The sequence below is a fragment of the Viridibacillus arenosi genome, assembly GCF_001955655.1.
In the GTDB taxonomy this organism is placed as follows: Bacteria; Bacillota; Bacilli; order Bacillales_A; family Planococcaceae; genus Viridibacillus; species Viridibacillus arenosi.
Genome location: NZ_MSPW01000001.1, coordinates 545,853 through 559,966 on the forward strand (window position 1 = coordinate 545,853; position 14,114 = coordinate 559,966).

Consider the following 14,114-nt stretch of genomic DNA (forward strand, 5'->3'; position numbering starts at 1 on the left):
TTTAGAGTGTACTGCTTCTGTCATTTGGCAGTACTAAGGCACCCTTAAAAGGTCCTGCCTTATGTCAGCACAATTGTGCCGTCGATATTGGTGAATAATTGATCTTTTGCTTCATTACGATCCATTGCTGTTATTACTGTGGCGTTTTTCGCACTAACTATGAGCGCTGCCTGATCAGTTAAAACAAGTGAATCATTCACACCTTTTGAGCGTGCTTCGAATACTTTTTCAGTAATTCTTTGCCATTGCTTTTCATCAATATGAATATCTCGTTCGTTCAGACGAACTGAAGCGTGCTTACTTATCTTTAACTGTTGGCTACTTGTTGCTTTTTCTAACTCTTGACTAAAGGATTGTTTGCTTGTAGAAACATTCGGTCTTGCAATTGACTGTTGTCTTAAAGTTGGTTGAAGTTGTTGTATATGTTGCTGAAATCTAATTTTATCCACCATATATTTTATTTCCCTTGAGCAATGGACACGATTTGATCAGCTGTTATTTCATCACCGTTACTAAGTATATATTTGATTTGTCCATCTTTTTTTGAAACGGATTGGACGGTTGCTTCATTAGTTACCTCATTTGGAGATTCTTCAGATTCTTCATTATCATCTTTATCCTCAGTCACTTTGTATGTAATATTTTTCCCAATTAACATACTCGCTTCTACTAGGGACCCCCCGGTACTGCCTGTACTTCCATTAATCACTTCTGAAATATTTGATGGTGTTAATTCTTTACCGTCTGCTAATACAAAGATAACTCCCTCACCATTGTATTTAACTCGAACTACAGTACCAGTTCCTTCATTAACAATCGGTTTACCATCTTCACCTTTTTTATCTGTTACTTCATGCCATTTCACATCTTTGCCGATGAATGAATTAAATTCAATTAACTGCGATTGTTGTTGTAATTGCGTTAAATTCTCTAGTGCTGTTGTCATATTCGTCATTTGTTCAAGAGATGAAAATTGAGCCATTTGTGCGATAAATTCTTTATCATCCATTGGGTTTGTTGGATCTTGGTTTTGTAATTGTGTAATTAGCAATTGCAAGAATGCGTCTTTACCTAAAGCAGAGTTACCTGTTTGTCTTTGGTTAGATGGTTTATTGGCAACATTGTAATCATCTAAAATACTCTTTTTATCTGGAATTTTCGTTGTATCTGCCATAATCCTACACCTCCATTTCCATTAAATAGTCGCTAAATGTTAGTTCTTCATCTTGCTCGTCTTTATTTTTAGCGTCTTGGTCCTGTGCTTGTTGCTTAAATGATTGATTGAATTGATTCTGGCCTTTTTCTTGACGATTTGCATCACTTAAGGCTTGTGTGACATCAATACGATCAAGTTGTATATTTTGGTTAACTAAACCTTGTTTTAAAGTATTTAACTGACTATCTAGCATTTCTTTACCAAGTGCTGTTGAGGCTAACAATCTAGCTGTCATAACACCATCTTTTTGTACTAGTTCCACACGAATCGTCCCTAAATTTTCTGGGTACAGTTTAATCAAAAGCTTCGTCATTCCTTGTGCATTTGAAGTTTGACTACGATTCATAATTGCTTGGAACTCTTTGACAAACGTTTCAGCCTGAGAAGCCTTGTTTGTTGGTAATGTTAATGTCACAGTCGTGTTAGCTGTACCTTTTGTTTCTGTCAGAGTTGTTGTTACACTTTCATTGGCACTGGCATCGGTTAAATTAATCATTAATGGTTGTACATCTTTAGATTTTATGAGTGGAAGTTGACTGCTCGATGCTTGATTTAGAAGCTGTTCTACTTTTGTAGATAAAGCAGACATCCATTCTTTCACTTGAAATACTTGTAATTCCTGATTTAAGACTAAATCTGTTTTAGGTACTGCAAGCTCAACTAATTTTAAAAATTTCAGTACATCTGAAGCCTGAGTTTGAGAAACTGTTGCACCCTTTTCTCCACTAATAGAAGCCATCAAATTCTGCATAAATGCAAAGGCATTTTGATCGATACCGGCAAGTAAATCCCAAACATCTTTTGCCTGTGTATCATCACCTGTTAACTTTTGAATTGCAGCTTGTAAATCTTCAACGTTTACTCCTAACAATTCGCCTAATTTATCTAATGAAATACTTTCAGTACTTAGAGTAGCTTCATCGATTGCACTGTTCAGCAATTTATTTAAATCAGTTAGAGAAGTTACACCAAGGATGTTTGACATATCTTCTATAGTGATTGCTTGTTCTTGATTTCCAGCAGTATTGCTTTTTAGCACTTGTCCAAGTAAACCTTCTAGACCTCTTGATAGATCGATAGATAATTTATTTGAGCTAAATGTGGATTCCTTAATGGACTGATTATTCAACTTATCTATATTACTTTGATTACTATTACTATTTGTTGTAGATGAAGTTGGCGGTTCAGTCTTATTAGAAGATAACAAGTAATCCGAAAATCCAGTATTAGTTGAGCTATCAGTTGAATTTTTTGATTGACTACTTGCTTTGGGTGCTTCTATTTGTATCGAATCTATATTCATGATTTCACCTCCTTCCGACTAATAGAATTTTTATTTAGCTAACAATACCGTATATCGTGCAGCGTCTTTTGCTGGCATCTTCTCTAATACTTTCGCCAACGTTTCAGGTTTTAAGCTAGCTAGTATTTTAATTGCTTCCGAATCACTCATATTTATGATGACTGGAGCTGCTGCTTTTGGTGTCATTTTTTCAAAGGTTGACACTATACTGCTAAATTCTTTTTGTGTTTCTACTTTTCCCTTTTCAAGCTTATCGATTTCAGCTATTAGTCGATCTTGTTCAATAACTAGCTTAGATTTTTCGTTTTTCGAGTCTTCTATTTGACCTTGTAATTGCGCAATTTGGGCTTCTTTTTCTTTAATTTGAGCTTTTAGCTCCACAGTTTGTTTAGCATTTTCTTTTGCATCATTTTCATTTAACACTTTTTCGTTAGTACTTTGGGCTGTACCACTTGTCCATTCTTTTGCTTTTTCAAAAACATTTACGTTTAATAAATGCGCAATGATCAGGAGAACAGCAGTTGTAAATAGTAATGGTATAATCACCCAATAAAAAAGCCTTTGAAGCGTACTAGCTGCTTTTATTTCCGAAGCTTTTGTATGCTTCAAATTTTTTTTCGCCATGCCATCACCTGATTTCTTTGTTGTAATATGCGACTGATGATAGTTCATCTAGTCGAATTGCTTCAAGTCTTTCTTGTTCTTCTTTAAAAGTTTCAAGATCTTTTTCTTTCATCTTTTCATACTTCCGAAACTCTAACGACTTTTCCAGCAGTTTCTGTTCATGCCACTCCATTTTAGAGCGAGCTTGAATAACCTTTTGCTGTACATCCACTATTGTCTTTTCAAGACTATCAATAAATCTTGAATAATGATGAATTTCATCGATACTAGAACCAGTAGACATTCGTTGTTGTTGAAAACCAATTAGATCTTCTTTTTTCTTTAGCAGATTATAAAGTTTGGTAGCTACTTCTTCAAAAACTCTGACAGATTCTTTATAAGCAATTTCTGTTTCATTTTTTTCTTGCTCTCTCACTGTCATTACTTTTTCAAAGCGATATGTATATGCGCTCATTTACAGCCCACCACCATTCGATAAACTGATTAGTTCATTCACACTCTGCTGCATACTAACATTATCTAAATATCCTTGTTTCAAAAATGCTGTAATTAGAGGCTCATAATGAATGGCTTGATCAATTTCTTTGGAAGTTCCTCGCTTATAGGCACCTATATTTATCAAGTCTTCTGATTTGTTATACGTATAGTACAGTTCTCGCAACCGTTCTGCAGCTTGTACATGTTCTTTAGAGACAATATGATTCATCAAACGGCTGACACTTTTTAAAACGTTAATAGCCGGATATTGCCCTTTATTTGCCAATGTACGATCAAGCACGATGTGTCCATCTAAAATACCTCGTACTGTATCTGCGATTGGTTCATTCATGTCATCCCCGTCTACTAATACCGTATAGAAAGCTGTTATAGAACCATGTTCATTTGTACCTGTTCGTTCTAATAACTTTGGCAAAATAGAGAATACAGAAGGTGTATAACCTCTCGTAGCAGGTGGTTCACCAACCGCCAAACCAATTTCACGTTGAGCCATAGCAACACGAGTGACAGAATCCATCATGAGCATGACATTTAGTCCTCTATTTCTGAAGTACTCTGCAATTGCTGTAGCTGTAAATGCCCCTTTAATACGCATCAGAGCAGGTTGATCAGATGTAGCAGCGACAACGATTGAGCGCTTCAAGCCTTCAGGGCCAAGATCTCGTTCGATGAATTCACGAACCTCACGACCACGTTCTCCAATAAGTGCGATAACATTTAAATCTGCTTCTGTATTTCGCGCTATCATTCCTAGGAGGGTACTTTTACCAACACCTGAACCGGCGAATATACCAACACGCTGGCCATTACCAACCGTTAACATGCCATCTATTGCTTTTACACCCACTTCAAGGGTTTCATTTATAGGTGGTCTAGTTAAAGGGTTTGGTGGGTCTTCCTCTGTCTGAACAGTAGCAAGGCCTTTTGGTAAGTTGTGTCCATCAAGAGGTAATCCCATTGAGTCCAATACTTTACCAATAAGTTCAGGCCCTACTTTTACTTCTAAAGGTGACCCTGTTCCCTCAACTAAACATCCTATCGAAATCTCTCTAATTGATGTAAACGGCATGAGTACAACGATTTCATCTTTAAAACCGACAACTTCAGCTAAAATCTCTGTAGGTCCATTTTTTGAAGATTGCACATGAATTTTACATACATCACCAACAGAGCTTTCAGGACCTTGCGATTCAATCATTAGACCAACTACACGAGTTATTCGACCATACTTTTTAAATGTTTGTACTGATGGAATATGCTCAACCAACTGCGACGCTTTCATCATTTCTGATCCACGCTTTCTAATATTTCTATTAGTTTCAATCGTAATTCATTAAGCTGTTCATCGATACTCACGACAATTCTTCCGTGATTTGTTTCGATAAAACCATCCGTATCATTTAGTTCTTCATTTACGAAAATCATGAATGGGACATCCACTGGGAAGATGGAAGCTAATTCGTCTCGATGACTTGATACGAGCTTATGATAAGTAAGTGATACATACAGCTTAATTTCTTTCATCTCTCTTGCCTCTTTTAAACCTCGACGGACCACATTCAAAAACAGCTCTCCATTTTCTTCTAAGGCTGTCCCTAAAATGCGAGTCGCAGCATTCATAGCCAGTTCTAAAATGACTCTTTCTTGACTTTCTAGATATTGTTGAGCATTTTCTTGTGAACTGATAGTAGTTTCATTAGCTATTTGAACTGCTTCTGACATATTGTCTTCAGCTTTTAAGCGTCCTTCTTCTAAGCCTTGCTGAAAACCTTCATCGTAAGCTTGTTGTTGAAGAATAAGCTTATCTTGTTCCCATTGCTCTTTAGCAAAATCAAGTACCTGCTGTTGTTCTTCGCACTGTGCGAAGAATTTTTGTTGTTGAATAGTAATCTCGGACTGCGCTTCAGCAATAATACGTTCTCTTTCAGCTATTACATCTTCTAAGGAATAATCCTCAACGACTTCTTGCTGATCTTCGGGCAATCTTAACTCGCGTATTTCAATTGTTCTAATTTTCTCTTTGGATGATAGAGTATCATCGAATCGAATGATTCTAGACAATGACGTCATCTCCTCCACCACGAGCGATAATGATTTCACCTGCGTCCTCTAAGCGTCGTGTTACTGCAACGATTCTCATTTGTGCATCTTCAACATCTCTCAGGCGAACAGGTCCCATTACTTCCATCTCTTCTCTAAATGTTTCAGCCATACGTTGGGACATATTTTTGAAAATAATTTCTTTTACTTCTTCGCTTGAAATCTTCATTGCAAGGAGTAAATCTTCATTTTCACAATCGCGTATAACACGTTGAATTGAGCGGTTATCCAGTGTAACAATATCTTCGAAGACAAACATACGTTTTTTGATTTCTTCTGCTAGTTCTGGATCTTGAATTTCAAGTGCATCCAGAATTGTTTTTTCTGTTTGTCTATCAACACCATTAAGGACTTCTACAACTGCATCAACGCCACCAGTTTCGGTGTAATCTTGCGTCACAGTTGATGACAATTTGCGTTCTAATACTGATTCAATTTCACTAATAACTTCGGGCGATGTTGAATCCATCATTGCGATACGTTTCGCTATATCAGCTTGTACCTCTTGAGGTAAAGATGAAAGTATAATACCCGCTTGCTGTGGCTCTAAATATGAAAGTATTAGCGCAATTGTTTGCGGATGTTCATTTTGAATAAAGTTGAAAATTTGAGCAGGATCTGTGCGTCTCGCAAAATCAAAAGGTCTTACTTGTAGAGAAGATGTTAATCGATTGATAATTGTTTGAGCCTGATCCGATCCAAGAGCCTTTTCTAATACAGTTTTCGCATAACCAATTCCACCTTGAGAAATGTAGTCTTGTGCGAGTGCAATATTATGGAACTCTTCGATGATTTCTTCTTTTATCTCTGGTTCAACTTTTTTAACTCCTGAAATTTCTAACGTTAAACGTTCTATTTCCTCTTCGCTTAAGTGTTTATATACCGCAGCGGACACTTCTGGTCCTAGTGATATTAACAGGAGTGCTGCTTTTTGTTTACCAGATAAACCTTTTTCTTTCCTTGACACAGCTTTTCCCCCCATTAATCTTCAGTTATCCATGTACGTAATAATTTCGCGAAATCATCTGGCTTGTCTTTTGCCATCTTCTCAAGCTGTTTACGTCGTACGGTTGATTCTGTTTCTTTTTCTGTAGAGATATCTTCTACTTCAACTATTTCCTCTTGATCTTCTAGAATCATATTTTCTTCTGTCGCGTTTTGTTTTCTAGAACGTAAAATAAAGAATGCTAGTAAAATAATAGCAGCTACTAAAATACCGCCAATCACATATACCCACCATGGAATTTTACTTGTCTCAGTTGAAGCTAATTGTGCTTTACCATTCAATTGTTGAACAGTAACATTTATTTTTTGATCGATTTGAGCATCAGTTAATTGTCCAGCTTCATTTTTATCAATTGAAGTACGGACGATTGATGCAAGCATACTTTGAATATCCTGTTGTACATTTGTTGGTAATGTCGTTGCGTCGTTAGCAGTTGGTGGTTCTACCATTACTTGAATACCTAAGTCACGAATACGATACGGACTTTCTACAATCTGACGTTTAATACGATTCACTTCATTATTAATCGTCTCTTCAGTTTTCTCGTAATCTCCATCTCCAGTTGACCCAGACTGATAGTTTGTAAAATTATCAGTTGCATTTTCAGCTTCTGGTGTACCCGAAGCTGCTGCTCCAGTACCTGTAAATGTTTCACTAATACGCTGTGCACTGATTTGGATACCAGCCATATTCTCTTTATCTACTGGTTCAACTAAATTTTCTTCACGTTGTTCTTGGGTAAAATCAATATCAGTAGTCACTACAACGGCTACTTTATCTGCTCCCATTAAAGTACCTAACATTGTTTGCACTTGGCGTTGCAAATCACGTTCAATTTGCTTTTTAAGTGTCAATTGTTGATTGACATCCGCTCCACTAGCTCCCGCTGTTGCAGTATTAGTAGACTGTAAATCGTAATATTCAAAGTATTGATTTGTAATTACAATATTTTCGGGTGTTAGGTTCGGAACACTTTTAGATGCCAAATTATAAAGTGTTTGAATTTGCGTTTCAGTAAATTGATAGCCTGGTTCCGTATTCAAAACTATCGATGCACTAGCTGGTTGCTGTGTATCACTTACGAATACACCCTCTTCAGGTAAAGTGATCATTACTTTGGCGTCTTTTACACCTTTAATACCTTTAATTAAATTAGCTAGTTCTGTTTGTGTAGAAGCTAATTTTAGAACGCTAAATTCATTATCTGTCATACCAAATCCAGCGTTTTGAGAGAAAAATGAGTAATCTATTTTACCAGATTGAGGAAAACCTTCCGATGCTAATTGTACTAATAGTGGATCGACTTGATTTTCTGGAACTAAGATAGATGTTCCACCTGGTGCAATTTTATATTTTGTTCCTTGAGCATCAAGGGTTTCTTTTATTTTCCCTACTTCAGCAGTCGATAAGTCTGAATAAAGTGGCGCATACGTAACTCGAGTTGCAAAGTATGTAATAACAGCTGCCAAAATAATAATTCCAAGAAGGGAACCTATTAACGTACCTTTTTGTGCTTTCGTACGACTTCCCCAAAACCTCGTGGAGTCGGTTTTGATTTTTGTCAGTCTTTCATTCATTTTAAGCCTCCGGTTATAGTGAATGTTCTAATACGTGGTTAAATCCGCACTAACCGTTCGAATTAAACTGTCATTCGCATAATTTCTTGATACGCCTCTACTACTTTATTACGTACTTGTAATGCTGTATTCAATGTTATACTCGCTTTTTGAGAAGTAATCATAACGTCATGAAGTTCAACATTATCACCGTTTATCAACTTAGTTGTCATATTATCTGAAGCGACTTGACTGTCGTTTACAGATTGAATAGCATCTTTTAACATTGTTCCAAAACTCTCTTTTGATTCTGTAGGCATCGTTTCAGCAACTCTTTGTGTCATAGTTGGTTGAACTGGTTGCATTACAGATACTTGTGATACTGGCAATTAACCCATCCTCCTTTATTGAAATTATTTACCTATTTCTAGAGCTTTTGTTAGCATCGATTTATTTGCATTAAAAACCGTTACGTTCGCTTCGTATGATCGTGTAGCAGATATTAGGTTTACCATTTCTTTTAAAGGATCAACATTTGAAGTTTGCACATAACCTTCATCATTAGCATCTGGATGTGTTGGATCATAAATAAGTTTGAATGGTGTTTCAGTATCATTATTTATCCCTGTCACTTTGACACCATTGCCAACTCCTTGTTTACTTGTTGAACCCATTGCCGTATTTAAATAATTAGAAAATTGTCCTTCTTTCGAAGTTAACGTTACTGTTTTACGACGATACGGAACCCATTCACCATTTTCCATTGTCGCTCGTGTAGTATCGACATTTGCCATATTAGACGAAATGACATCCATTCTTAGACGCTGAGCAGTAAGTGCTGAGCCAGTCGTGTTCATACTATGGAAGATAGACAAAATTAGTTACCCCCTTTAATGACAGTTTGTAATGTATTTAATTTACCGTTAATACGGTCAACCAAGGCATTATAGAAAATTGTGTTCTCCGCCAAACTTGCTTGTTCTTTATCCATATCTACACCATTACCATTTTCTCGGTAGCGAAGATTAGAATAACTATAAACACCTGGTGTCGAATTCTTAGTAGTAAAATCAAAATGTCTTTGATCTGTTCTGTTTGCTTGAATATATGTATTTTGTGCCTCAGTTAACATTTTTTTAAAACTAACGTCTTTCGCCTTATAGTTTGGTGTGTCATTATTCGCTATATTTTGAGCGATTGTTTTATTCTTCACCGCAGCATAAGCGAGGCCGTTTTCCAAATTACTTATCGTTCCACTAAATAAATCCAAATATTTCACCCCAATTCGATATAAACTACCAAATTTCAATTTTATTTTTACTATCTAATTGTATTAGAGATGTATCCTAGTGTCTATCCGTATTAGGTTCTTTTTGATAGGTACAAAAACCCATTTTTATCACTTTACTCCCCTTTTCTTTCAAAACTTCTAAACCCCTTATCCTATAAGGGGTAAAGGTATTATTCACTATAACAATAGTGTTAATAAACTTAATCCTTTATTTTATCCACTTCTTAAGCGGCTATTGAGTTTATAGGTATTTCTTAGCCATTCAATATTATTAGAAAGTTAAATCCTCCTAATAACACCAATTCGACACATATTCATTTGATATTTTTTGTACAATTTTCTAATAATTTAACTTGATATTACTATAACAGACTTCACATATAATAATAGTTCTTTACTAATTTATTCTAAAAATAACTACCTTTTCATTACTTTCCATCCTTTTTAAAAGGTAAAATGGTAACTATATATTATATAATCATTTCATACAAAAGAATTATGTTTTTTCAGCATATTCAATTGATTTTGTAAATCCACCATTTTAATCGACAATATTTTTGAATTCCCTTTGTCTTTTAATGATTTTTCAAATATTGATCAATAATTCACTAGGTACAATTATTGATTTAGTGGTATAAAAAAACTATCCCAAAGTCTTCCATAGACTTTGGGATAGTTAGGTCGGAATTATTAGCGCATTTTGATTTCTGCTAATGCATTTAGGAATTTATCGTTTAATACTTTAATATACGTACCTTTCATACCTAGTGAGCGTGATTCAATTACACCAGCTGATTCTAGTTTACGTAAAGCATTAACGATAACTGAACGTGTAATACCTACTCGGTCAGCAATTTTAGAAGCGACTAGTAATCCTTCGCTGCCATCTAGTTCTTCGAAGATATGCTCAATAGCTTCTAATTCACTGTATGATAATGAGTTGATCGCCATTTGTACGACTGCTTTGCTACGAGCTTCCTCTTCTATTTCTTCAGCTTTTTCACGAAGAATTTCCATACCTACTACTGTTGCACCGTATTCAGCAAGGATTAAATCGTCATCCTCAAAAGTACCTGCTAGACGTGCTAAAATTAATGTTCCTAGGCGTTCGCCACCACCAATAATCGGTACAATTGTAGTTAGACCTGATTTGAAAAGCTCTTTGTTTTCAAACGGGAATGCACTATGTTCATCATGGACATCAAGATTAGGAGCAGTTTCAGAGAAGTCATATAAATTTTGAGTATATTCTTCAGGGAAACGACGCTCTTCAAACATTTTATTAATGCGCTCGTTTTCAATTTGTTGAGTAATTGAAATACCTAATAATTTACCTTTACGACTTACAATGTATACGTTACTTTCGATGACTGTTCCTAATGTGTCAGCCATTTCTTTAAAGTTAACTGGTTTCCCAGCAGATGCTTGAAGCATTGAGTTAATTTTTCTTGTTTTAGCTAATAAATTCATTTTTATTTAGCCTCCTGTAATATTTTCTGCGTAGTTTATTTAATTTTCATAATTTTATAAATTTTCATATAACAACCTAGATTATAAACTATAAAATAAATTGAGACAAATCTTTGTTCTTAGCAATTTCTCCAAGTTTTTGATCTACGTATGACGGTGTAATATCGATGTGAGCTGGAGCGATATCTGCTGCTTCAAATGACAACTCTTCTAAAAGACGTTCCAAAATCGTATGCAGGCGGCGTGCCCCGATATTATCTGTTTCTTGGTTAACGAATGTTGCAATTTCCGCAATACGGTCAATCGCTTCTTCTGTAAACTCAATTTCAACACCTTCAGTATTTAGTAATGCCTTATACTGAAGAATTAACGAATGGTCTGGCTCTTTTAAAATACGTACGAAGTCTTCCTTCGTCAGCTTTTCTAATTCAACGCGAATTGGGAAGCGCCCTTGTAGCTCAGGGATTAAATCTGATGGCTTAGACATATGGAATGCACCTGCAGCAATGAATAGCATATAATCTGTTTTGACAGGACCATACTTCGTATTAACAGTCGAACCTTCAACAATTGGTAAAATATCACGTTGAACGCCTTCTCTTGATACATTAGCAGAACCAGAATTGCCATTCTTGTTTGCAATTTTGTCAATTTCATCGATAAAGATGATACCCGTTTGCTCAGCACGCGTAATTGCTTCTTGAGAAACCTCATCAGAGTCAATTAAATTATTAGCTTCTTCTATTATAAGTATACGTCTAGCATCTTTTACTTGTAGACGACGTTTCTTCTTTTGCTTTGGCATTAAGCTTGATAACATATCACCCATGTTACTACCACCCATATCCATACCCGCTCCAGGAAACCCACCAAACATAGATGGTGCTTGTTCCGTCACTTCTACAGATATCCACTCATCTTCAAGCTTACCTGCTTTTAAATCTTCTGCAATTTGCGAACGTTTTAAACGTATTTCTGTATCATCTGTAGTTGTTTCTTCTTCCTTCTCGGAATTTTGTCCGAAAAACATTTCGAAGGGATTTGAAGTTGATTGCTTTTTACGCATACTCGGTACAAGTAATTTCACAATTTGTTCATTAGCTAGTGTTTCAGCTTGGTCCTTCACTTCTTCATATTTTTCTTCTTTCACGAGTCGATTAGCTACTTCTACTAAGTCACGTACCATCGATTCCACATCACGACCTACATAACCCACTTCAGTAAATTTTGTCGCTTCTATTTTTATGAAAGGCGCTTTTGCTAAACGTGCGATACGTCTAGCAATCTCCGTTTTACCAACTCCAGTTGGTCCAATCATTAAGATGTTTTTAGGGATGACTTCATTTTTCATCTCTTCATCTAAAAGTTGACGACGATGACGATTACGAAGCGCAACAGCTACCGCGCGTTTAGCATCACGTTGTCCAACGATATAACGATCTAAATACTCGGTCATTTGTCTAGGCGTTTGTTGTTGTGTCATAGTTACAGTGCCTCCACGATAATATTATGGTTCGTAAATACACAAATATCTGCCGCAATTTCAAGCGATGCTTTTGCAATTTCTTCTGCCGATAATGTTTCACCAGAGTATTGCTTCAACGCTCGACCAGCTGATAAAGCATAGTTACCTCCCGAGCCAATTGCTAAGATGCCGTCATCAGGTTCAATGACTTCACCAGAACCAGAAACAAGTAGTAGTGTTTCACTATTCATCACAAGTAACATTGCTTCTAATTTTTGCAACATTTTATCTCCGCGCCACTGCTTAGCTACTTCGACTGAAGCACGTTGAAGGTTGCCATCAAACTCCATAAGTTTCCCTTCAAACATTTCAAACAATGTAAACGCGTCAGCAACAGAACCAGCAAACCCCGCTAATACTTTACCGTTATAAAGACGACGCACTTTCTTAGCTGTGTGTTTCATCACGACTGCATTACCAAGTGTCACCTGTCCGTCACCTGCCATCGCGCTCTGCCCTTTATGTTGTACTGCAAAAATTGTGGTTGCATGCATTTCAACCATAATAACCCTCCTCCCAATTGTTACGCTCTTGGATGAGCATTCATATATGTGTTTCTTAGATGTTCTTTTGTCACATGCGTATAAACTTGCGTAGAAGATAAATTTGCGTGTCCGAGTAATTCTTGCACGGTACGTAAATCTGCTCCATTGTTTAATAAATGCGTGGCAAAGGTGTGTCTTAACATATGAGGATAAATATTAGAATGTAATTCTGCATTTTTCATCATATCATTTAATATATAACGAATACCTCTTGCGGTAAGGGCTCCACCTCGCATATTGACAAATAGTTGAGGGTTTTGAAGGCCTTTCATAAGTTTAGGACGTGAATTTGCTAGGTATTGTTGCAATGCCTCCGAAGCAAAATGTCCAAATGGTACATAACGTTCTTTTCTCCCTTTTCCCATCACACGTAAAATGCATATCGAAAAATCAACATCTTTCATTTCAATAGATGTCAATTCACTAACCCGAATACCTGTAGCATACAACAATTCAAGAATGGCTGTATCTCGCAACGACTTCGGATCTTCCCCTTCGTTTGCCTGAAACAATCTGGCAAGCTCTTCTTCATAAAAAAAGCGCGGTAATCTATCTTCTTTTTTCGGATGATAAAGGGCTTGAAAGCCGGCATCATCCAATCCATATTCTTTATTCAAAAAACGAAAAAAAGAACGGATTGAGGAAATCTTCCTTGAGATAGTTGTTCTCGCTTTTTTTTCTTCGTACAATTTTGTTACGTAAAGTCGTGCGTGAATATATTCAACATCAGCTAAATCTACTACGCCTTCTACTTTTAAGAAAGATAAAAATTCATGTAAATCAGATTGATATTCTCGCACTGTTAATGGTGAAAAATTTTTTTCTAATTGAATGTAAATAACAAATTGCTCAAGTGCTTGTTCAGATCGTATGTTCATTTGAACACCTCGTTAATAAAAGTTCCAAATTTAACCATCTAACTCTAAGCATTTTTATAAAGCAAAAACGAGTACTAATCTAGAGCTAATGTTAATCCTAGT

16 protein-coding genes are annotated in these 14,114 nt (G+C 36.1%); all 16 read right to left on the bottom strand.

All coding sequences use genetic code 11. The features are described 5' to 3' along the window. Positions 1–59: 59 nt before the first annotated feature. On the bottom strand, positions 60–449 hold the full coding sequence (locus BK137_RS02670; RefSeq protein ID WP_038184448.1) for a TIGR02530 family flagellar biosynthesis protein: 390 nt from the start codon (positions 447–449) through the stop codon (positions 60–62). Between the two features lie 8 nt (positions 450–457). After that, a complete protein-coding gene (gene flgD / locus BK137_RS02675) occupies positions 458–1,174 on the bottom strand; it encodes a flagellar hook assembly protein FlgD (protein ID WP_051448684.1) in 717 nt (238 codons plus the stop codon). A 4-nt stretch (positions 1,175–1,178) separates the two neighbouring features. Next, positions 1,179–2,519 (bottom strand): flagellar hook-length control protein FliK, encoded by a 1,341-nt coding sequence (locus BK137_RS02680; protein WP_051448683.1) that lies wholly within the window; start codon positions 2,517–2,519, stop codon positions 1,179–1,181. A gap of 30 nt (positions 2,520–2,549) precedes the next feature. After that, positions 2,550–3,191, bottom strand: coding sequence for a MotE family protein (locus tag BK137_RS02685; RefSeq protein ID WP_081730072.1), 642 nt, complete (start codon positions 3,189–3,191; stop codon positions 2,550–2,552). Then, positions 3,148–3,597 (bottom strand): flagellar export protein FliJ, encoded by a 450-nt coding sequence (fliJ, locus tag BK137_RS02690; protein ID WP_038184109.1) that lies wholly within the window; start codon positions 3,595–3,597, stop codon positions 3,148–3,150. Before fliJ ends, BK137_RS02685 begins: the two co-directional genes overlap by 44 nt. Further along, positions 3,598–4,923 carry a flagellar protein export ATPase FliI gene (fliI, locus tag BK137_RS02695; protein ID WP_038184440.1) on the bottom strand — a complete coding sequence of 442 codons (1,326 nt, stop codon included), beginning with the start codon at positions 4,921–4,923 and terminating at the stop codon, positions 3,598–3,600. It lies immediately after the preceding gene. Next, positions 4,923–5,711 carry a flagellar assembly protein FliH gene (fliH, locus tag BK137_RS02700; protein ID WP_179078231.1) on the bottom strand — a complete coding sequence of 263 codons (789 nt, stop codon included), beginning with the start codon at positions 5,709–5,711 and terminating at the stop codon, positions 4,923–4,925. Before fliH ends, fliI begins: the two co-directional genes overlap by 1 nt. After that, positions 5,695–6,708: a flagellar motor switch protein FliG gene (fliG, locus tag BK137_RS02705; RefSeq protein WP_038184093.1), complete on the bottom strand. Its 1,014-nt coding sequence runs from the start codon at positions 6,706–6,708 to the stop codon at positions 5,695–5,697. The genes fliH and fliG overlap by 17 nt, the downstream gene beginning before the upstream one ends. Positions 6,709–6,722: 14 nt before the next feature. Further along, a complete protein-coding gene (gene fliF, locus BK137_RS02710) occupies positions 6,723–8,324 on the bottom strand; it encodes a flagellar basal-body MS-ring/collar protein FliF (RefSeq protein ID WP_038184091.1) in 1,602 nt (533 codons plus the stop codon). A gap of 62 nt (positions 8,325–8,386) precedes the next feature. Continuing rightward, positions 8,387–8,692 carry a flagellar hook-basal body complex protein FliE gene (fliE, locus tag BK137_RS02715; RefSeq protein WP_412104686.1) on the bottom strand — a complete coding sequence of 102 codons (306 nt, stop codon included), beginning with the start codon at positions 8,690–8,692 and terminating at the stop codon, positions 8,387–8,389. Positions 8,693–8,716: 24 nt separating this feature from the next. Beyond that, entirely contained in the window at positions 8,717–9,178 is a 462-nt protein-coding gene (flgC, locus tag BK137_RS02720) for a flagellar basal body rod protein FlgC (protein ID WP_038184088.1), read from the bottom strand. 2 nt (positions 9,179–9,180) lie between these two features. Then, complete coding sequence (gene flgB / locus BK137_RS02725; RefSeq protein WP_038184085.1) at positions 9,181–9,573, bottom strand: flagellar basal body rod protein FlgB; 393 nt, start codon at positions 9,571–9,573, stop codon at positions 9,181–9,183. A 711-nt stretch (positions 9,574–10,284) separates the two neighbouring features. Beyond that, entirely contained in the window at positions 10,285–11,064 is a 780-nt protein-coding gene (codY, locus tag BK137_RS02730; protein WP_038184082.1) for a GTP-sensing pleiotropic transcriptional regulator CodY, read from the bottom strand. Positions 11,065–11,152: 88 nt separating this feature from the next. Beyond that, positions 11,153–12,547: an ATP-dependent protease ATPase subunit HslU gene (gene hslU / locus BK137_RS02735; protein WP_038184069.1), complete on the bottom strand. Its 1,395-nt coding sequence runs from the start codon at positions 12,545–12,547 to the stop codon at positions 11,153–11,155. Positions 12,548–12,549: 2 nt separating this feature from the next. Further along, the gene (hslV, locus tag BK137_RS02740; protein ID WP_038184066.1) at positions 12,550–13,092 is read right to left on the bottom strand and encodes an ATP-dependent protease subunit HslV; all 543 of its coding nucleotides are present in this window, start codon (positions 13,090–13,092) and stop codon (positions 12,550–12,552) included. Between the two features lie 20 nt (positions 13,093–13,112). Further along, positions 13,113–14,012, bottom strand: coding sequence for a tyrosine recombinase XerC (gene xerC, locus BK137_RS02745; RefSeq protein ID WP_038184063.1), 900 nt, complete (start codon positions 14,010–14,012; stop codon positions 13,113–13,115). Positions 14,013–14,114 lie beyond the last annotated feature (102 nt).